Annotated in this window: 15 protein-coding genes and 1 pseudogene; 9 read left to right on the top strand and 7 right to left on the bottom strand. The window is 57.3% G+C overall.

The features are described from left to right. Nucleotides 1-6: 6 nt before the first annotated feature. The 4 genes from GS612_RS19335 to GS612_RS19320 all read left to right on the top strand — a co-directional run bounded on the left by GS612_RS19335 (nucleotide 7) and on the right by GS612_RS19320 (nucleotide 5,675). Nucleotides 7-618, top strand: coding sequence for a polysaccharide biosynthesis/export family protein (locus GS612_RS19335; RefSeq protein ID WP_170346999.1), 612 nt, complete (start codon nucleotides 7-9; stop codon nucleotides 616-618). A 156-nt stretch (nucleotides 619-774) separates the two neighbouring features. Then, nucleotides 775-2,208 carry a hypothetical protein gene (locus tag GS612_RS19330; protein WP_171642518.1) on the top strand — a complete coding sequence of 478 codons (1,434 nt, stop codon included), beginning with the start codon at nucleotides 775-777 and terminating at the stop codon, nucleotides 2,206-2,208. Between the two features lie 201 nt (nucleotides 2,209-2,409). Further along, entirely contained in the window at nucleotides 2,410-3,960 is a 1,551-nt protein-coding gene (gene xrtD, locus GS612_RS19325; protein WP_253286229.1) for a VPLPA-CTERM-specific exosortase XrtD, read from the top strand. A 167-nt stretch (nucleotides 3,961-4,127) separates the two neighbouring features. Further along, complete coding sequence (locus tag GS612_RS19320; protein WP_216603656.1) at nucleotides 4,128-5,675, top strand: hypothetical protein; 1,548 nt, start codon at nucleotides 4,128-4,130, stop codon at nucleotides 5,673-5,675. 148 nt (nucleotides 5,676-5,823) lie between these two features. Here the strand turns inward: GS612_RS19320 and GS612_RS19315 are convergent, their stop codons facing one another. Together GS612_RS19315 and GS612_RS19310 are read right to left on the bottom strand one after the other, a co-directional pair. Continuing rightward, nucleotides 5,824-7,080 (bottom strand): glycosyltransferase family 4 protein, encoded by a 1,257-nt coding sequence (locus tag GS612_RS19315; protein WP_253286228.1) that lies wholly within the window; start codon nucleotides 7,078-7,080, stop codon nucleotides 5,824-5,826. Further along, on the bottom strand, nucleotides 7,067-8,329 hold the full coding sequence (locus GS612_RS19310; RefSeq protein ID WP_171642512.1) for a nucleotide sugar dehydrogenase: 1,263 nt from the start codon (nucleotides 8,327-8,329) through the stop codon (nucleotides 7,067-7,069). Before GS612_RS19310 ends, GS612_RS19315 begins: the two co-directional genes overlap by 14 nt. Nucleotides 8,330-8,710: 381 nt before the next feature. Between GS612_RS19310 and GS612_RS19305 the strand changes: the two genes are divergently transcribed. Beyond that, nucleotides 8,711-10,237 (top strand): oligosaccharide flippase family protein, encoded by a 1,527-nt coding sequence (locus GS612_RS19305; RefSeq protein ID WP_171642510.1) that lies wholly within the window; start codon nucleotides 8,711-8,713, stop codon nucleotides 10,235-10,237. A 34-nt stretch (nucleotides 10,238-10,271) separates the two neighbouring features. On the opposite strand, the gene GS612_RS19300 is transcribed toward GS612_RS19305, so the two are convergent. The 3 genes from GS612_RS19300 to GS612_RS19290 are packed head-to-tail and all read right to left on the bottom strand — an operon-like array spanning nucleotide 10,272 to nucleotide 13,129. Next, nucleotides 10,272-11,435, bottom strand: coding sequence for a DegT/DnrJ/EryC1/StrS family aminotransferase (locus GS612_RS19300; protein WP_171642508.1), 1,164 nt, complete (start codon nucleotides 11,433-11,435; stop codon nucleotides 10,272-10,274). A 14-nt stretch (nucleotides 11,436-11,449) separates the two neighbouring features. After that, nucleotides 11,450-12,082: a hypothetical protein gene (locus GS612_RS19295; RefSeq protein WP_171642506.1), complete on the bottom strand. Its 633-nt coding sequence runs from the start codon at nucleotides 12,080-12,082 to the stop codon at nucleotides 11,450-11,452. A 27-nt stretch (nucleotides 12,083-12,109) separates the two neighbouring features. Continuing rightward, nucleotides 12,110-13,129 (bottom strand): GNAT family N-acetyltransferase, encoded by a 1,020-nt coding sequence (locus GS612_RS19290; protein WP_171233838.1) that lies wholly within the window; start codon nucleotides 13,127-13,129, stop codon nucleotides 12,110-12,112. A 234-nt stretch (nucleotides 13,130-13,363) separates the two neighbouring features. On the opposite strand from GS612_RS19290, the gene GS612_RS19285 reads away from it, so the two are divergent. Genes GS612_RS19285 through GS612_RS19270 form a run of 4 tightly spaced genes read left to right on the top strand, consistent with a single transcriptional unit; the run spans nucleotide 13,364 to nucleotide 17,250 of the window. Beyond that, the gene (locus GS612_RS19285; protein WP_171642504.1) at nucleotides 13,364-14,323 is read left to right on the top strand and encodes a glycosyltransferase family 2 protein; all 960 of its coding nucleotides are present in this window, start codon (nucleotides 13,364-13,366) and stop codon (nucleotides 14,321-14,323) included. Beyond that, nucleotides 14,320-15,522 (top strand): GNAT family N-acetyltransferase, encoded by a 1,203-nt coding sequence (locus GS612_RS20755; RefSeq protein WP_171642502.1) that lies wholly within the window; start codon nucleotides 14,320-14,322, stop codon nucleotides 15,520-15,522. The genes GS612_RS19285 and GS612_RS20755 overlap by 4 nt, the downstream gene beginning before the upstream one ends. A 7-nt stretch (nucleotides 15,523-15,529) precedes the next feature. Beyond that, nucleotides 15,530-16,573, top strand: a complete 1,044-nt coding sequence (locus tag GS612_RS19275) for a GNAT family N-acetyltransferase (protein WP_171642500.1) — start codon at nucleotides 15,530-15,532, stop codon at nucleotides 16,571-16,573. Then, entirely contained in the window at nucleotides 16,570-17,250 is a 681-nt protein-coding gene (locus GS612_RS19270) for a polysaccharide deacetylase family protein (protein ID WP_171642498.1), read from the top strand. Before GS612_RS19275 ends, GS612_RS19270 begins: the two co-directional genes overlap by 4 nt. Here GS612_RS19270 and GS612_RS19265 read toward each other — a convergent pair. Together GS612_RS19265 and GS612_RS19260 are read right to left on the bottom strand one after the other, a co-directional pair. Next, the gene (locus tag GS612_RS19265) at nucleotides 17,247-18,611 is read right to left on the bottom strand and encodes an O-antigen ligase (protein ID WP_171642496.1); all 1,365 of its coding nucleotides are present in this window, start codon (nucleotides 18,609-18,611) and stop codon (nucleotides 17,247-17,249) included. The two genes, GS612_RS19270 and GS612_RS19265, sit on opposite strands and share 4 nt — an antisense overlap. A gap of 126 nt (nucleotides 18,612-18,737) precedes the next feature. After that, nucleotides 18,738-19,156, bottom strand: a pseudogene (locus GS612_RS19260) (hypothetical protein); the annotation flags it as partial.

Genomic DNA, 19,156 nt, shown 5'->3' with positions numbered 1-19,156 from the left:
TTGAATATGCGTACAGTCATCGGGTCCTTGACCGCACTTGTCATTACCATGATCGTGGCCACCGCATCATGGGCGCAATCCTATCAAATCCAACCGGGTGATGCGCTGCAGGTTGAAGTTCTCGAAGACCCCACCCTGAATCGGACCATTCTGGTTCTGCCGGACGGGTCCATCAACTTTCCGCTTGCCGGCTCGATCCGTGCGGCCGGTCAGTCGACCAGCGGATTAAGCGCGTCGCTCTCATCGGCGTTGGCCTCGAATTTCAATACGCCGCCGACAGTCTTTATTTCAGTGGCGTCGCTGGCTCCGCCGCCGCTTCTGGGCGGACAGGCCGCATCCGGACCAACCATCGATGTTTTCATCATGGGTGAGGTCAATGTGCCCGGCAAGCATCTGGCAACCGAAGGCACAACAATTCTCCAGGTTTTGGCTCAGGCCGGTGGCCTGACCAATTTCGCGGCTCGCAAGCGCATCGAATTGCGCCGGGCTGACAGTAAAACAGGCGTGATGAGAAAATACACCTATAACTACAAAGGCTCGGGCGGTGGCATCCAAGGCAATACAGTGCTTAGACCCGGAGACGTTGTTGTCGTACCAGCACGCCGCTTGTTCGAATAGGGGCTGATACAGGTGGGGAAATCCAGGAGCAGGCTGTCCACCATTCTGGGGGGCGGGATCGCTGTCATAAGTTCGTTTACACCAGCTGTCGGGCAGCAGGCCTCGACACAGCAAACGACTGCGCAGCAAACACAAACCTCGACACAGCAAACATCCGTGCAGCAGACAACCGTCGCACCGACGGTTGTGCAGCAAACACCCAGCCAGCAACTGATCGCACAACGGGCACAGCGAAACCCGGCCCGAAGGGTCGGCCTGCCGACCGGTCAGCAGATTGGGACCGGGACCGGCCTGAGTGTGACCCTGGATTATCTCTCGTCGCTCAGACATGACAGCAATCTTCGCCTGACCGATCCTTCGCTTGGGTCCACGACCTGGTGGGAGAATACGCTGGCCCTGGGAATTCTGAAGCAGACCTCGGATTCGAGATTGGCTCTTGACCTTTCCGGACTGTACCGGATCGCCAATGAGCCGATTATCGGGACGGATTCCAGTTTTGCGGACCCGTCTGCCCGCCTGTCGTACCAGCGATCGCGCCTGAACAGCCAGCTTGGTCTGCTGCTGGAGTACCGCGAGCAGGACCTGGCCTTTAACCGTTCACTGACCGACACCAATCTGGATGGCAGAATTGATGCCGCCGATGTGACCGGAACCATCGGGGATCAGGTCAACACGCGCGGGGATCTGGACTGGGAAACCGGGCTGAACGATCCGCTCGGTTTCCGGTTCATCTACAGCTATCGCGAACGCACTTATACAAACACAATCGATCCGAACCTGTTCGACAACAAGTCAAGCGATTACACGGCGATCACGACATTGCGGGTGTCACCGGTTTTTCAGGCCAACTTGCGTCTCGGCTACACTGATTTCTCTGCAGAAGACAACGTGCGAACCGATGAGCAAACAACGGTTGTGACAGTTGGCGGGACCTATGACGTATCCCCTGTCACCACCGTCAGTGCGAATATCGGTTACAGTCAGGTGGATGACACGCAGCGCACAACCAATACCAACACCGTAACCGAGGATTTCGTCTGGGATTTCGCATGGAGCAAAACCCTGCCAGACGGCTCGGCGGATTTTCAGATTGACCAGACATTCGGGGTTAATGGGTCACGGATAAACGCAACGGCCGGCCGCAGTTTTCAGCGCGCCAACGGCGTGTTGAGCTTCAACGTGGGCCTGACCAGAGGACCATTCGACGAAGTCACACCGATCGGGCAGCTCGACTACAGCTATCAGCTGGCCAGTTCCCGGATCGGGGCAACGGTGCAACGCCGGGTCGGCACCAGTACGCAGAGCATAGAAACACGTGAAACACTGGTGTTTCTGACATATGACTATTTCATCAACCCGGTATCGGGGCTGTCTTTCAGTATCGATTACATCGACCAGGAAGACGAGGGAACCGGTCAACCCAACCCGCGCCAGCGCGGTACGTTCAGTGCGTCCTATACACGGGCGGTCACGAAAGACTGGGCCGTAAACGTGGGGTACCAATATGAAATGGACGATCAGAACGGCTTTAAGGCAACTTCAAACTCGGTCTTTCTGACGTTGGGCCGGCGCTTTTCTCTCAAACCCTGACGTTCATTCATCCGGTTCACGATATCGACAATCAGGACATCCCGCGCCCAATGTCCCGAAAACGGATCAAAATAGCGGGAGCTTGAGCCGTCATAATTTCAGACCGCACCTTATTGTGCATGATGGACCGTGATGCATCACCTCGATTCGAAAAACAGCCGCAGTAATATCCTTGAAGCGGCCAGAAGAGGCTTGCCGGTCATGAACACCGTCGGGCTGTTCTGGTTTGTCCTGCTGCTGCTTGGATCGGTACCCGTCTTCTGGATCGGGATCGTGTCTCTGGGCGCCGCCTGGAGCACCCCCGAATACAGCCATGGCCCGCTGATCCCGATCATCTCGCTGTATCTGTTCCTGCGTGAATTGCGGGATATGCCGCCCCCCAACCCGGTTGTGCATGACCGCTGGCCGGGGGTGGCGGTGATTGCCGTGGCCCTGATCATCGCCATTCTGGGCAACCTGGCCCGTATTCCCGATATCGTCACCTATGCCATGATCATCTGGGTGGGCGGCGTCATGCTGACCGTGTTCGGCTGGCAGCGGGGCAAATACCACCAGCTTCCCGTGCTGCATCTGGTGTTCATGCTGCCGCTGCCGCAGTTCGTCTATTGGAAGCTCACGATCTTCCTGCAATGGATTTCGTCCGAGCTGGGCGTCTGGTTCGTGCAGATGGCCGGTGTTTCGGTTTTCATCGAAGGCAACATCATCGATCTGGGGGTCTACAAACTGCAGGTGGCCGAGGCCTGTTCCGGGCTGCGCTATCTGTTCCCGATCCTGAGCTTCTCGTATCTCTTTGCCCTGCTTTACCGTGGCCCGATCTGGCACAAGGTGGTTTTGCTGGTTTCGGCGGCCCCTCTGACCGTGCTGATGAACTCGATCCGCATCGGCGTGATTGGCGTGCTGGTCAACCAGCACGGCATCGAGCAGGCTGAAGGCTTCATGCATTTCTTTGAAGGCTGGATCATCTTCCTGCTCTGCGTCGCCATTCTGTTCCTGATGGCCATCGGCTTGCAGCGCCTAGCGCCGAATCCGCAACCCTTTGCCGAGACCATTGATCTGGATACCCAGGGGCTGGGTTCTGTTGCCTTGCGTATCTTTGGCATTCGCGCATCGGTGGCGCTGGCGGTTGCGACCCTTCTGACGCTTGCGATTTCAACCGCCTGGACCCTGCGGCCCGCTTCCGAAGTGCAACCTGTGGAACGTGACCCGTTTGTCCTATATCCACGACAGCTTGGCCCTTGGTCCGGGTCGCCCACCACGTTGGATCCACAGGTTGAACAGGTTCTGGGTGCCAGCGATTACCTCAATGCCACCTATATCAACACCGGATCGGGCGACTTCGTGAACATGTTCGTGGCCTTTTACGACAAGCAGACCGACGGCGACGGCATCCATTCGCCCGAAGTGTGCCTGCCGGTGGGCGGCTGGGAAATCTTCAGCCTTGAACCTTATGAGATCAACCCGGGCAACACGCCTTATGGCAGCTTTACGGTCAACCGCGCCGTGATTCAGAAAGAGCTGTCAAAACAGCTGGTCTATTACTGGTTCGAGCAGCGCGGCAAGCGTATGGTCAATGATTTCCGCGCCAAGATGAGCGTCATTCAGGACGGCTTCACCATGGGGCGCACCGATGGCGCTCTGGTCCGGTTTGTGACCCCCATCCTGCCCGGTGAAACCGAAGCGGATGCGGATGCAAGGTTGCAACGTTTCATGGAGCCAAGCCTGAACCGCCTGCCGCGTTTTGTACCGTTTTGAGGAAGAAATTCGGCGCTCAGGCTTCTAAGCCTTTGATGCCAAGTTATCGTAGTTGGATTTTGAGTGGTCGCGATAAGAAAAATAGATTGCACAATGATGTGCTATTGGTACCTGATGGATCAGTTTTTAGTTTCTAGTATATGGTTAGAAAAGTACCTGCGGCAGAAATGATTACGACACCTCAAAGCCGTTCTCTGCGACCAGTTCTGGCACTGACTCTGCTTGCCAGCCTCATCCCCTTGTGTGTGACACCCGTTCTGCCACTGACGGATTTCTACGCTCATATCGCGCGCTATTACATTCTGGCCAATCTTCCGGACTCGGCCATGCTGCAACAGAACTATGAGGCGGCCTGGCAACTGCTGCCCAATCTCGGCCTGGATATTCTGGGCACAGGCATCATGAAAGTGCTGCCCCCGCTTTTGGGTGCCAAGCTGATCGCTGGCCTGATCATTGCGGCCCCGTTCGCGGGAATTTTGTACCTGTCACGTGTTTTGCACGGCCAACTCTCGGCACTGACCGTATTTCTGGCCGGTTTGGTGGCGTATAACCATATCCTGATCTGGGGTTTTTCGAATTTCCTGCTTGGGTTGGGGGTTCTGCTGGGCGCAATCGGCTTCTGGATTGCGACACAGGACCGGCCTATACGGCAACTGGCCGTCACAGCATGTCTGGGGCTGCTTCTTTTCTTTATTCACGGCTTGGCCTTTGCGCTGTGGGGGCTGCTGCTGAGTATGGTCGAGCTGTCGCTTGCGTTCCGATCAGGCTATCCCGGGCTACCGGTTTTGTTGCGTAAAGCCGCAAGACTTGTATCGATCGCCATCGCGCCGACTGTGGTCTTTCTGCAAACGAAAACCGCAAGCGGTGGCGTCGCCACACCTGTATCAAATCTTCTAACCCATGCCGAGCAAGGAACACTATGGGCACGCCTGAGCACCGAAGCGTATCTGAGAGTTGACGGTTTCCTGCGCGTGACCGAATCCACATGGCGCACTTTCGACTGGGGCTTTGGCATCCTGTTATGGGGCGTGCTGATCGGTGGCCTCATCATCGGGAGGTGGCGGATCGACTGGCGTATGAAGCTTGCCGTGGCGCTGTGCGGTTTGCTGATCCTGATAACTCCTCCGAACCTGTTCGGCGTCGGACATCTGAGTGAACGTATCCCGCTTTTAATGCTGGCCCTTCTGGCCGCCAGCTTATCGCTGAACTCTAATGTGAGGCAGTCATCTCAACGGTCAGCAGTTGCAGCGATTGCCGGACTGTTTCTGCTGCGTAATCTGATGTTGACCGTCGGGTGGTATCAGGATGGCAAAATTTACTCCTCTTATCTTGAGGCATTGAATCGTTACGACACGCGCAGCCTTGGCGCAGGGGCTTATGTGGAAGACGCAAAAGACTCGTGGGTTTTCAAGCCCAACTGCAAGCCTCTGTCATTTCTCATGATATTCAGCGGCACGGCTGTCCCAACCTTCGCCAACCCGACCCAACAACCGCTGCGCATCATTGGGCCGCTAAGCCATGTAAATGACATGGTACACAGCATTGCTTTAAGTGCTGATCATACAGTGTCATCGGCTCTGAGCCTGTTGCGGAATACCGAAGTCGATACAATCGTTGTCTGCTCAAAAAAAACGCCTCCCAAGCAGACCCGTGGTTTCGAGATAGTTGCGACGACTGCCCCATGGGTTTTGTATCAAAGGACCGTTTCCCAATAGCCACCGGTTTGACCGCACACTGAGCCCTTCACCTTGTTCTGCGCTGTCCTAACATTTTATTGAATAGCCAATAATTAGGCTGAGGTACCGCAAGAAAACATCAAGGCAGGCAGGAACAAAACAAGTAGCAAAGTAGCACTCTGGCCGATTACCCCTTCCAGATCCGCTGATACGCCGCGATCAGCGCGGGCACCTGATGCGGCCAGGCCATCTCGGCCTCGACCCGGGCACGGCCATAGCGGCCCATGGCGGCACGACGTTCGTCATCGGCCAGCAAGTCGGTGATCTTGTCGGCCATATCCACCGGATCGTTGGCCTTGGCGTAAAGCGAGGCCTCCTGCGCCGAGAACCGCCCTTCAGTCACGTCGAACTGAACGATGGGTTTTTCGAAGGCCATGTATTCAAGGATCTTGTTCATGGTGGATTTGTTGTTCATCTCGTTCACCCGATCCGGGTTCACGCAGACATCGGCGGTCGACAGGATTTCGAACAGATCCTGATCCGGCGCACGGCCGGTGAAGGTGACATAGTCCGATAGACCCATCTCAGCCGATTGTGCCTGTAGCTTGTCCAGGCTGGGGCCGCCGCCCACAAGGCAGAACTGAATGTCGTCGCGCCCCTGAACCTGCACCAGATGCGCCACGGATTCCAGCAGCAGATCGATGCCTTCCTGATCGCCCATGACACCGACATAGCCGACCATATATTTGCGCCCATTGCGCCAGTCCAGGTTTGGCGGCAGGTGCTGCAACCGGCTCAGGTCCGGACCCGAGCGGACGATGAACACATCCTCGGGCGCCATGCCGCCGCGTTCGATGGCGATCTTGCGATAGCTTTCATTGGTGGCAATCGACACCCGGGCCGAGGCGAAGGTCAGCCGCTCGAACGTCTTCATCAGCTTCCAGAAAAAGCCGCGCTTGTCGAACTTGGCCTCGTAAAGCTCGGGGTTGATGTCGTGGTGGTCGAACAGATAGCGCACGCCAAACAGCTTGAAGGGCAGCGCCACCAGAAAGATCAGATCGGGCGGGTTGCAGCCATGGATGACGTGAAAACCGCGGGTAAACTTGATCTTCAGTGCCAGCCAGCTTTCCCAGAACAGCGCCGCGCCATATTCCAGCAGATACCCCAGCGCACCGCTGGCATCCAAAGGCAGCGGATGGCGATAAACCTTGATGCCTTCATCTTCCCAGACGCGTTCCTCGTGCCCCTTGCCGGTGGGGCAGATGACCGAGACCAACGCGCCGGCCGCGGCCAGCGTGCGCGCCTCCATCCAGACGCGGCGGTCAAAGGGGACAGGCAGGTTTTCCACCACGATCAGAACCTTGAGGCCCTTCAGGGGCTGGCTCTGGCGCAGCTCTTCGAACGAAATCGGCTGAACGGCGGGCACAGGGCTAGTCATATTCATAGGTTCTTACCACCTCTGCATCACCCAGGTTCAGATCATTCACGATCCGGTTCGAGCCGACCACCAGATCCCAGGGCCCGGCCTCGGCCGTGGCGCGGTCCACCAGCAGGCTGCCCACGTTGGGCAGGTGGGTAAAGGCATAACCAAGGTTCTGCCCCCGCAGATCGGCCGGTTTGATCGCAGGATCATAGACCGACAGCTGATAGCCCGCCTGCAACAGCCGCCGGGCGATATCGACATTTGGGCTTTCGCGCAGATCATCGGTTCCGGCCTTGAAGGCCAGCCCCGCCATCAGCACCCGGCCCCCTTCGGGCAGCCGCGCCATGATATCCTGCGCCTGATAGGTTTTATGCGCCTGATTGGTATGCAGCAGGCTGTCGATCAGATGCGTATGCGCCCCCACCTCACCGGCGATATGTTGCAACGCACGCACATCCTTGGGCAGGCAGGACCCCCCGAACGCGCCCCCCGGACGGGTGTAATAGGCCGAGATGTTCAGCTTGGTGTCCGAGACGAAAATCTCGTGCATGGTTTTGGCGGACACGCCCATGCTGTGACAGATGCGGCCGACCTCATTGGCAAAGGCCACCTTGGTGGCGTGCCAGGTATTATCGACGAATTTGGTGATCTCGGCCTCTTCGAACGCGGTGTAGAACACCGGCGCATCCAACCCTTCGTGCATTTCGTCCATCACCGCCGAGCGATTGCCATCGACCGTGCCGACAACGATCTTGGGCGGGTTGAAGAAATCATCCACCGCCGAAGCCTCGCGCAGGAATTCCGGGTTATAGACGATCTCGACCGCCTGACCCGTCCGATCGCCCAGATAGCTGTGAAAGATCGGCTCGATCAGCTGCCGCACCGTGCCCGGCCGGAAGGTGGATCGGTACGCTACGGTCAGCGGTCGCGCGCGGTCGGGCGAAACGGCCTTGGCAATCTGCCGCGTCACCTCGGCCACGAAATTCATGTTGTGCGACCCGTCAGTGGAACTGGGCGTGCCGACGCAAACGATGGCCAAATCCACATTCGACAGGTCTGGAATTTCAACCGTGGCGCGGATCAGGTTCTTGCCCAACGCTTCGGTCAGCAACTCGGCCACCTTGGGCTCCTTGATCGGAGGCTGCCCGGCATTGATTTCCGAGACCTTGTCGGCATTCACATCGACGCCGATCACCTCATGCCCCTCACGGGTCAGACAGCATGCTGCCGTGAACCCCACATACCCCAGACCAAAAATCGCAATCTTCATACCGTTATACCATCTTGAAAACAGGTGCCGGGTCCAGAAAACACCGGGCTCTTCTACTTGTTACCCTTGCGCAGTCAGAATCCAATCTGAGACACTGAGGCGAAACTTCATTTTGCTATGTAATATTCTGCGCCGACTCGCCGCGACGGTACTGATTGAAACATGGTGTATCTCTCTGAAACTGGAAAAACATGCGATTTCAACACAAAAATATACTTACAGGTTTGACTAGCAGCCAGCCGACTAAATTCCTAGAACAGCAAGTGCGGGTTTTTTGAAGCGACGTTGAGGGTAGCCAGATTAGAAACATTGGTACGTTGTTAAGTTTTTTGTTCCGAGTATGGAAAGGCAAGTCTTTTGAAGCCTCCAGTTGAACCAGGCGTGACGATCGCCCCGGGCACACCCGATCACAGCACGACCCTTACCAGGGGGGCCGCAACATTGTTTGCATCGGGCGTTTTCAGCCAGTTTCTGGGCGTTTTGACATTGGTTGTGACGGCCCGTCTTCTAACGCCGACGGATTTCGGGATCATTGCCTATTTCATAATCGCGGCCGCGTTTCTGGAAATCGTCCAGCGGGCCGTTTCCATGATTCTGATCCGCCAGCCCGAAATCACCGACGATCACCTGAACACCGTATTCACGATGCAGGTGCTGTTGGGCATCTTTTCGGCACTCCTGATCTGGGCCAGCGCCCCTCTGATGACATTTTTCGGGCTTGCGGAACTGAAATCGCTTATCCCCGCGCTCTGCTTCATCGCTATCGCAAGTTCCATCAAGAGCACACGCTTCCCACTTTTGGAAAGAGATCTCCGGTTCGGTTTCATCGCAGGCGAAGAAACGACCAGCCGAATTGCATATACATTGATGGCCATTAGCCTCACATGGATCTGGCGTGATTATTGGGCCATCGTGGTCGCCAGCGTCATCACTCAGGTCATCCGGGTCATCTGGAGCTTTTCCGTTGCCCCGATGCGGCCCAGGTTAACGCTCCGATGCTGGCATGACTGCATTGATGTGTCATCATGGTCACTGGGGGCCCAGATCACTCAGTTTCTGATCAACAACATGCCCCAGATTGTCATCGGAAGCATGCTGGGTCTGGCCGATGCAGGGATTTTCAGGGTCGGCTATCGCCTTGTGGTCCTGTTCACCAGCCAGATCATCGGCCCGTTGGAACGGGTCGTTTACCCAAGCCTTGCCAATACAACCCGGACCCAAGGCTCCAGCCGGGAAGCCTTCGAACGGGCCAACGCCATCCTCTTAGGGATCATCGTTCCAGCCAGTGTCGGCATGGCTCTGGTTGCCAATCACCTGATCGTTGTCGTGGCCGGTTATCAGTGGCTGGCCGCTGCACAGGTCATCTGGGTGCTTGCCCCTTTGAAAGCGATCGAGACATTGCAGGCCAATGTTCGGTCTGCAAGCTACGTCGAAGGCTCTACAAAGCGCCTGTTTCTCCGCAACACGATCCTGCTGATCGCCACAACTGCGCTGACGGTGCTGGGATCGAACTACGGCTTTACCGGCGCGATCCTCGGCTCCGGAGCCGCCAGCCTGTTTGCGATCGGTCTAGCGCTGATCATGGCCAAAGATTTCGGAACCGGCGGGCTTCTGGCGCCGATCCTGATGGCCTGGCGTACATTTGCGTCGACCTTTGCCATGTTGCTTGCCGTTCTATTTGTCAGCAGCGCCTATGGCAGTGGCGACGCAGTGGGATGGGCTTACGAGACAGCGGAAGACCTGCCGCTGCTGCGTATCCGGTTCTCGGTCAAAGTTCTGGTCGGCGTTTTTGTCTATGTTGGCACACATCTGCTGCTCTGGCGCCTTGCCGGGAAGCCAAAAGGGTTCGAGAGCCTAGTACTGGGTATGGCGGCGAAAATCAGATCCAAGTTTATTACGGGACATTAGGGTATCGCCCGTCTCGGGCGGGTTTTCCTATAGATCAGGTTGCAAGCGCCTCTTTCAGCTCCGAGACGATGTAATCGACATGCGCCTCGGAAAGATACTGATGTAGCGGCAGTGACACGGCGTCATTTTTAAGCGCCATCGCTTCGGCCTGTCCGGTCCAGTCGAGATTACGGTTGAATCCCGCCCACCAAGGTGTTGCCCCGATCCCGCCGTGTTGCAAAGCCTGCACGACACGGTCGCGCTCCTCCACCAACACCGGCATGTTCAGCGGGCAGGTGTCGACCGTCAGCTCGGGCACAAGCATGCGCACACCCGCGACATCAGCCAGAAGTTCACGGTACCTTTCCCAGTTTGCCCGGCGCGTTGCGATGGCCTCGGATACGGAAAACGCCCGCAAGGGGCGGGCCGCAAACGCGCTCATGCGGGTGTTGCGCAGAGCCGGATCAAAGTAGTAATGGCTTGGAATATCTTCCAGTTCTCTCTCAGGACACATGCCCACGGGGATTTGTTCGCCGCCCCGCAACGCCTGCACCAGCCCTTTCAGGCGCGCTGTACCAAGCACATTGCCCAGCCCGGCCCGCAGCAGCATTTTGGTGACCATCTTGCGGGGGGGCGGGCGTGTAAACGGATGCTCAGCATGCAGATCCGGCGCGTTGATCACCAAGGCGCCGCCGCCCAAAACCGGAACAAACTTGTAAAAACAGAAGACCGAAACGTCACCCACCCGGCCTTCGGCGGGGGTCTGACCACTCAGCAGGCTCAGCGCGCAATCTTCGATCAACCGCAACCCGTGCCGGTCACACAGCGCCCGCAGCCCGGTCAGTGAGGGTTGGATCACGCCGAAGTAATGCGTCACGTAAATCGCCCGCGTGCGCTCCGTGATAAGCGGTGCAATGCGATCCGGATCAGCCAGTAAATCGTCCGAGACAGGATACAGCCGGACCGAAAGACCCGCGTCGATCAGCGGGTCAACCTCTGAGCCGCAATTATAGGCTGGCACCAAAACCTCGTCCCCGGGCTGCAAGGCCAAAAGATCACAGGCCGCCCGGATCGCCACGCGGGTATTGAAACTCCAGAAAACCGGGCGTTTCCGAAACAGGGCCGTATATCCGCCTGCCGGGTCCCGGCGAAACAGATTGGCAAACTGCATGGGCGGGTCGCCGCAATAAAGCGCGGTCTCATGTGTGTCGCTGCTCATGCCACCCTCGCATTTCAGTACTGCCGCCAAGTCCGATGATGTGTCAGGCGGTATTCATTGCAGTGCCCAACCGGTGAAAACCCCGTTTTCAGGATATTGAGCCTGGAAGGTAAATTGTAATCCCGGCAATTGGTATAAAACCCGTCGATTCCCGCGGATATTTTGTTGGCAACAATCGTGTCCCAAAGCCGGCCCTGCAAATTTCTGCCGCGGTATTCTGGCAGGACATAAACATGCCAGAACAGCTCTTCCGTGTCGGTGAGGGGCACAAAGAAATCGCGGCTATGCGCGGCATCCCTAACCCAGGCCACCGCCTGGATGCGCCCCTCTTCCGTCAGCACCCAAAGCTGCCACCCGGCGTCCAGCCATTCCAGCATTCCCCAGTCATGCGCCGCCTCAGGGTCCGTCAGGCTGGCCAGTTCGTCACTGGTAAGGTCTTCGCGTGATCGAATTTCCCGCACCTGTTGCACGTCCTGCCCGGCTTGTGAGTGGGCAGCGCAACTGGTCGCACCAAGCCGGAATACCAGATGGCGTTTGCGCACAAAGCTGTCCATCAGGGCCAGCCAAAGCTGCCGGACAAGAACAACCGGCCCACGTCGCGCGGCCCCCCGGATCAGTTGCAATTTGCCTTTCTTGGCCAGATTCATACTTCGCCTTACCAATCGTTCAGGGACCTAACCCGCCGCTGCCCTCTTGAGCTTTTTCAACTGCCCCCGGATCAGATCACGCGCATTTCCCGTCAGGTACACAGACCGGTTCAACACCTTTTCACGTGCTGAAATCCGCTGCACGACGCGCGGATTGAACTCTGACTTGTACTTGTGAATGTTGAACTTCTTCTCGCCCGAAACCGGTACGTGATAGCCCTCGACATCCAAGGTGCTACAGCCCTTGCCCTTGGCCCATCTCATGGCCTCCAACCACAAGGCCGGGGCGATACGCAGATTGCCCGCCGCCCGCAGATGATCCGGCTCGGTGGTGAAATGCCGGCCGTGCACAATGTCCCTGCTGCGATACACCAAAAGCCCGGCAAGAAAGGCCTCTTGCTGCCAGGCCATGATCACGGTGCCAATCTCATCGGGCCGCAATACATCTTCAAACATCGCCTCATAGGCGGGAAAGCTCAGCTCGGGCAGCCTGCGCGAAACGCGCAACCGGTTCATGCTCTCGAGAAAAATGCGGAACTCTTCCGGGGTCTGCGCGCTTCGGAACGTCACGCCCTGCCGTTCGGCGCGTCTGACCTCGCGACGGGCGCTTTTGGAAAACGCCGCCATGATCTCTTCGCTCGTGACCGATATGTCGACCCATCCGGTTTCACGAAACTGATCTTCTTCAGCCACGCGCCAACCCGCACAAGACAGCGCGGCATCCAGTGTGTCGGCCTCTTCTTCGGTCCAGAACGGGGTGACAGTCAGGCTGCCGACCCTTGAAAACCCCGGCTGTCGGCACAGGCCGTCCAGAAACGTCACCATGTCGGCGGCATCGTCGCAAACCGGGCCGCTCAGGCAGTGGGCCCGGGCCCAGGCGCCGGGCAGATACGGGTGCGGTTCAAGCGAGATCAGAGCGACACCCACAAGCGCCCCATCCCGGCGCGCCGAGGCATAAATCACCTTGCGATTCAACCTTTGTTCCGAATTCGTAAACAACGGAGATTGCCGCGGATGCTGATGCCGGGCCGCATTCAGAAACGTCATCCATTCGGCATTCCGGTCTGCGGTCAGGGTTTCAGTGCATTCAATCGCAACACTATCTTGCCCTTCAAGTTCCTGCACAGCCAAACTAATACCTCAATATACCGGTTTATTCGCTCTGAATTTCACAGCTACTATTTAACAACAGCCGTCGCTTAATGACGTTGAGTGTATTCATAGATCAGAACAATGGCTAAACAATTTGAAAATGTAAGTGAGTAACGAGAACAGGGTTTCATGACTTCACCGTCACACGGCACGCAGAGCGAATGCGCTGTTTCCATTGTCATCGTGAACTGGAATACCCGGGACATTCTTCGGGACTGCCTGATATCCATTTCCCGGCAGACCCGGAAGCCGCATGAGGTCATCGTCGTCGACAATGCATCAAGCGACGGATCCGTCGATCTTGTCCGTGACGAATTCCCTGATGTTCGCTTGATCGCCAATGACGCGAACCGGGGATTTGCCGCCGCCAACAATCAGGGTCTGGAAATCGCACGGGGTGACAATCTGCTGTTGCTCAATCCCGATACCATCATTCTGGATGGTGCGATCGATACCATGCTGGACTGGCTGGATCAGCACCCGGATGTCGGCTGCGCTGGATGTCAGGTCCTGGAAGATGAAACCACCATTCAGCGCACCTGTTTTGCCGACCCGGGTCCGGGAAACCTGGCGCTGATCGAGTTTGGGCTGCACCGCCTGTCTCGGCGCAATCCGCTTCTGGCCCGCGCCGAGTACGGAGACTGGGATCGGCGTTCGCAACGCGAGGTCGACGTCGTCTCGGGCATGTTCATGCTTGTGCCCCGTCGTGTCTTCGAGGCCGTGGGCCTTCTGGACGAGGCATTCTTCGTCTACTCGGAAGAGGCCGACTGGTGCCGTCGCATCCGCGATGCAGGCTGGAAATGCGTGTTCACCCCCGAAGCGCGCATCCTGCACCTTGAGGGAGGCGGCAAAAGCACCGCCCAGATCCGCTCGCGGATGTACGTACAGATGCAGAAAAGCAAGATGATCTATCTGCGCAAACATTATGGCCTTTGGGGCCTGTTCCGCGGCCGGATGGTGTTTGTGGGGTCATCCGTATTGCGCTTTGTCATGTCGGTCGCAAATCGGCGGGAAGAAGCTGCCGCGCGGCGGCGTCTGGCCCGGGCCTCGCTGCGCTATCACCTGACCAGCCAGGAGCCGACAGAGTGACCGACACAGACGTCCGGCTGACATTCAAATGGGTTGATGGGGTCACGGGCCTTGAACGCATGACCGATGCGTGGGCCGCACTGGCCCGACAGACCGGCGCGGACATCTATGCCGCTCCGGTCTGGGTCCTGACCTGGTGGGCTCATTTCGGGCGCGGTAAAACGCTCCGGACCCTTGTGGCATATGACGCCCAGGGGCAGCTGGTCGCTTTGCTGCCGTTCATGATCTATCCGGTTTGGCTGGGGCCTGTGAGGATCCGTATCGCCAAATTGGCCGCAACCGATCCCAACACGGTGATTTTCCAACTGGCCGCCACGGAAACCGCGCTAAAGAACAGCTGCGCCGAGGCCCTGAACGGCCTTCTCGACGATGGCCGGGCGCATCTGGTCAGTTTCACCCCCGCCTCGGAACACGGCACCATGCTGGCAGCCATCCGCAATGGGGTGGCACCGGGGCTGGCGCTGACCGACACGCCGGCTGGCACCCATACGGTTTTTGATCTGCCCGATACGTTTGAGGGCTATCTTGCCAACCTGTCCAAGAAACGGCGGGGTCAGTATCGGCGGGATCTGAAACACCTACAGAATGACCACGGCCTGACAACACGGATGGTCCATCCTGATGCGCATCAATTCGGGGATTTCGTCGACTTCCACAACCGGCAATGGCAGGAGGTTGGAAAAGGAGGCCATTTCGTGGATTGGCCTGGCAGCGCCGCCTTCTACTGCGATCTGGCAGACGCCACCCAGCAGGGGCAGGAAACCTGGTTTGTCGAACAGCAGGGCCAGGACGGCCCCCTTGCCACCCAATTCTGCCTGGTCAAGGGGCAGACCTGCCATTGGCGGTTGCCCGCCAGATCGACCGACCCGGAACTGGAACGCCTCAGCCTTGGGAAAATCGGCTTGGTTCAGATGATCGAACAGCTGATCGCCGCAGGCGTGACGCGGATCGAAGCCGGGGTTGGCGCATATGGTTACAAGCTGGTCTATGGCGGTGAATCGGTGCCCACTCATCGCCTGATCGTCTCAAGGCGATCAGGAATATCCCCTGTCTTGCTGAAACTCTGCCTTGGTTGGGCGCGTGTGTTGCACCTGGTCTATTACAGGCTCTGGTTCGGGCGGGTTGCACCCCGGCTGAGGGCCGTGATCCCGTTGAAAAACAAATCGCTGTGGTCCAGCTGGATCAAAACAAGAATATGAGGCGGATATGATCGCATATCAGCTCTCTGCACGGGTTCTGCCTGAAGAAAAGTGGCCCGCCCTCAGCGCGTCGTTCCGCGACCTGACCCTTGAACACAGCCTGACCTATGCCCGCGCGGCGGCCCGCCGGATCGGGGCAGACGTACAGTTCCTGATGCTCACCACCCCGGACGGGCAGCCTGTTGCCGCCGCATGTCTGCGCATCAAACATGTTCCCGGCCTGCGGCGTGGCATTGCATGGCTTGCCGCCGGACCGCTGGTGCAGCATGTCGATCGGCCTGATCCCGACGCTGCGACACTGCGTGCCGTGCTGGCCGCACTGCGTACGTATGCTCAGGAGAGCGGGCATATCCTGCGCCTGCGGTTTCCGGCCACACCCTGGCATGATGTTGCATTGTTGGATCAGCTGGCCCGTAGCGAAGCGTTTTTGCCCACCGATCGATCCCCGACCTATCGAACCGTGGTCGTGGATTGTACCCAGGACGAAGACACACTGATGCGTGCCCTGCACGGAAAATGGCGCAACCCCCTGCGCAATGCGCTGAAAGCCGGTCTTGATCTGGATATCGTGCCGATTGCACAGGCAGCCGACCGGTTTCATCCGATGTATACCGAGGTTCAGACAGCCAAAGGCTTTCGGCCGGATATCCCGCCAGAATTCTATTATGGCCTTGAGGGGGCTGACTTTGCTCATGAGGTTCTGTTTGCCCGCAAGGACGGGGCCGACATTGCCGCGATGACGCTGGGACGGGCTGGGTCCAATGCCGTCTATCTGTTCGGGGCCACTCTGGACACCGGGCGGCGCCTGAATGCCGGGCATTATCTGATGTGGCATTCCATGCTGCGCTGTCGCGACCTGGGCCTGAAGTATTTCGACCTGGGCGGGATAGATCCTGAAGCCAACCCTTCCGTCACACGTTACAAGCTGCGCACGGGCGGCACAGAGCTGCGCGCAGCGGGCCCGTACGAGTTCCGCCCTGCCGGCGCAAGCTCTGCCCTGATCAGCATCGCCGAAACCATTCACGCCCGCCTGAAGAAACTGCGCTCATGACAAAGCCCATCGGTATCAACTTTCACGGCATCGGAACACCGAAACGCCCTCTGGAACCGGGCGAGGCCCCCTATTGGCTTTCGGTCGAGCAATTCGAACGGGTTCTGGACCGGATCGCCGCAGACCCCGATCCGAACCGGTTCACCATCACCTTCGATGACAGCAATCTTTCGGATCATGACATCGCCCTGCCAGCGCTGTCGGCCCGGGGGCTTCGGGCACGGTTCTTTGTCCTGACCGGACGGATCGGACAGGCCGGATCACTGGATGCAGACCATCTGCGTCGCTTGCAGAATGCGGATATGACAATCGGCAGCCATGGAATTGACCATCTTGCCTGGCCGACACTGGATGACGCTGCTCTGATCCGAGAACTCAGCGAATCCCGCGCGCAGTTGGAAATGATATGCGGCTGCCCGGTGACCGAGGCAGGCATCCCCTTTGGACGGTATGATGCTCGTGTTCTGCGCGCCCTGCGCACGGCCGGATACACGGCCGCCTGGTCAAGCGATGGCGGAACCTGGCAAAAGAACGCTTTCCTGCGCCCCCGAACATCCTTGCGTGAGGATATGAGCGATCACCAGATACAAGCGGTCCTGTCTGGCAGGGTAGCGCCCTTACGCCGCCTTCGGCGTGCATTGGGAATGGCCAGACGGCGCTGGACGACGACCGGCTAGCGGGTGCGTGCAACCCGCCCGATAGACAGTTCTCCGGGCAGGGCCTTGGGGAACCGGGTATACCGCATCTTTCGCCCTCCTTCCTCGGCCTGGGCCTGGTCCCCATCCTGACCGGACCCGTCATCTGCATCCAGAAACCAGACCCCTGCCCCAAGAAAGAACATCAAGAAACAGAACGTGGCATCCCACAAATGCACCGTAACGGCTGACATGATCAGACCGAACAATGAGATCAGATATCCCAGACGGGCATCCGCCGTCGCCCCACTGAGTTGCTTGCCCCCAACCCGGAAGAAAAGGATAGCCACTGCACCAACCAGCAGGAACAACCCTGGAAGCCCGTGCCGCAAGGCGATCACTAGCCAGAAATTATCGACACTGCTCAGCGTCCACATCCAGGCTGGACGGGTCCATTCAGACAAACCGATCCCAAAAATCGGATTTCTCAGGATATCGTCCGAAACATTGTTAAAGATGTGAATTCGCATCCATGCTGTTCCGGGTGACAATGTAAAGTGTGTGGCAAAAATCTGAAACATGGTTCGGCTGGACGCTACTTCGCCCAGAAAAAACAGTACGCTAAAGCCGATGATCAAAACTTTCCATTTGCTCTTGAGGAATTGAAAGAACCGATTCCAAGCCATCAGCATCACCTGTATGATAACATTCAGGAAGGCACCTGATGAAAGCGAAAAGAAAACAACGCCCGCGACGATGGATGTAAGCCCAGCCTTTGAATAGAGCGATTTTCCCCACCCAAGGACATACCAAGTCAGCGCAAAAGCCGGTGCACAAAATACCCCGAACAGAATCGGGTGCGGCATTGTTGTCTGAGCTCGCATGAAGCCCAACCGCGGCGGAAATTTCCACCCCTGCCAAGGATACACATTCAGGACCTTTCCGAAGATATCCAGCAGCGGTGCTTTGCCCGTGCTGGCCTCGAACATGGCAAATGGCAGAAGGATCAGCATAAGAACAAAGAAGCATTTCACGAAATACCTGAATGCTCCAAGACTGCGTATATATGTCCGGGCTATGAAATAAGGGGCGAGAGTTTCGATCATGAACATCCCGATAAATTCCCACAGATTCCCAAAACCATGGTTCACGGCAAGCGAAAGCGCTGCCCAAAACGCAAAGCCGATGACCAGAAAATCGATTCCCCTGATTTTTCCTGCCCGGCCACTAAGCCAGCCCAAAACAGCCGGGAACATGAAGATGAGCAAAACCGTTCGGTACCCATTGAGCTTCAACCCGCCCAGAAAAAAGAAGAATGGCATTGCAAAGGAAAATATCAAAAGCCCCAGCACAAGCGGCTTTGTCACCTCGGCTTTGGCTTTTGCTGCTAGAAGCGTAGTCATCTAAATCTTCGCTCTCTTGTGATTGCGCTGGCTGAGCCGCATACATCCAGATGTTCGCCTATGCACCGATTTGACCTCATGGCCTGCCAACGCCAAGCCGGATGTCAACACTTCCGCTGCCATATCTTACCTGCGTGAGGGATATATTTCCACCAATGTCGACCCAGCTTGCAGCTGATCGACCACCCCTCCGGGGCGCACCCCGTATTCATTGTATCCGTTCTGGCGACCAACTGCATAATAGATGAACTCGCTATCATAATAGCCGCCTTTCGACGGGCTTTGATCCTGAATGATTGCGTTATTAAGCACTACCCAATTGCGCTGCCCTTCATACCCTATAATCGGTGCTGTCGCATTTTGTTCGATCACCACGGATGTTGAATCCGGTGAAATGTTGATGGTTGGAACTGAATGCCCTCCTGGTACATGGATTAATGTATTTTTTCGAACAGATATATTGTCCGAACCATGGACCGAGATGCCGTGGATATGACCATTGTATATTATGTTGTTCTCGATCAGCACATTCCGATGTCGCATTT

This window comes from Ruegeria sp. HKCCD6157, assembly GCF_013110685.1.
Taxonomy (GTDB): domain Bacteria; phylum Pseudomonadota; class Alphaproteobacteria; order Rhodobacterales; family Rhodobacteraceae; genus Ruegeria.
The sequence above is the reverse complement of the archived record's forward strand: the minus strand, read 5'-3'. Positions and strand labels throughout refer to the sequence as shown.

Coding starts and splice junctions, on each gene's coding strand:
- GS612_RS19335 (WP_170346999.1), top strand. CDS start 7: ATGCGTACAGTCATCGGGTCCTTGACCGCACTTGTCATTACCATGATC.
- xrtD (WP_253286229.1), top strand. CDS start 2,410: ATGAACACCGTCGGGCTGTTCTGGTTTGTCCTGCTGCTGCTTGGATCG.
- GS612_RS19320 (WP_216603656.1), top strand. CDS start 4,128: ATGATTACGACACCTCAAAGCCGTTCTCTGCGACCAGTTCTGGCACTG.
- GS612_RS19315 (WP_253286228.1), bottom strand. CDS start 7,080: ATGAATATGACTAGCCCTGTGCCCGCCGTTCAGCCGATTTCGTTCGAA.
- GS612_RS19310 (WP_171642512.1), bottom strand. CDS start 8,329: ATGAAGATTGCGATTTTTGGTCTGGGGTATGTGGGGTTCACGGCAGCA.
- GS612_RS19300 (WP_171642508.1), bottom strand. CDS start 11,435: ATGAGCAGCGACACACATGAGACCGCGCTTTATTGCGGCGACCCGCCC.
- GS612_RS19295 (WP_171642506.1), bottom strand. CDS start 12,082: ATGAATCTGGCCAAGAAAGGCAAATTGCAACTGATCCGGGGGGCCGCG.
- GS612_RS19290 (WP_171233838.1), bottom strand. CDS start 13,129: ATGACGTTTCTGAATGCGGCCCGGCATCAGCATCCGCGGCAATCTCCG.
- GS612_RS19285 (WP_171642504.1), top strand. CDS start 13,364: ATGACTTCACCGTCACACGGCACGCAGAGCGAATGCGCTGTTTCCATT.
- GS612_RS19275 (WP_171642500.1), top strand. CDS start 15,530: ATGATCGCATATCAGCTCTCTGCACGGGTTCTGCCTGAAGAAAAGTGG.
- GS612_RS19270 (WP_171642498.1), top strand. CDS start 16,570: ATGACAAAGCCCATCGGTATCAACTTTCACGGCATCGGAACACCGAAA.
- GS612_RS19265 (WP_171642496.1), bottom strand. CDS start 18,611: ATGACTACGCTTCTAGCAGCAAAAGCCAAAGCCGAGGTGACAAAGCCG.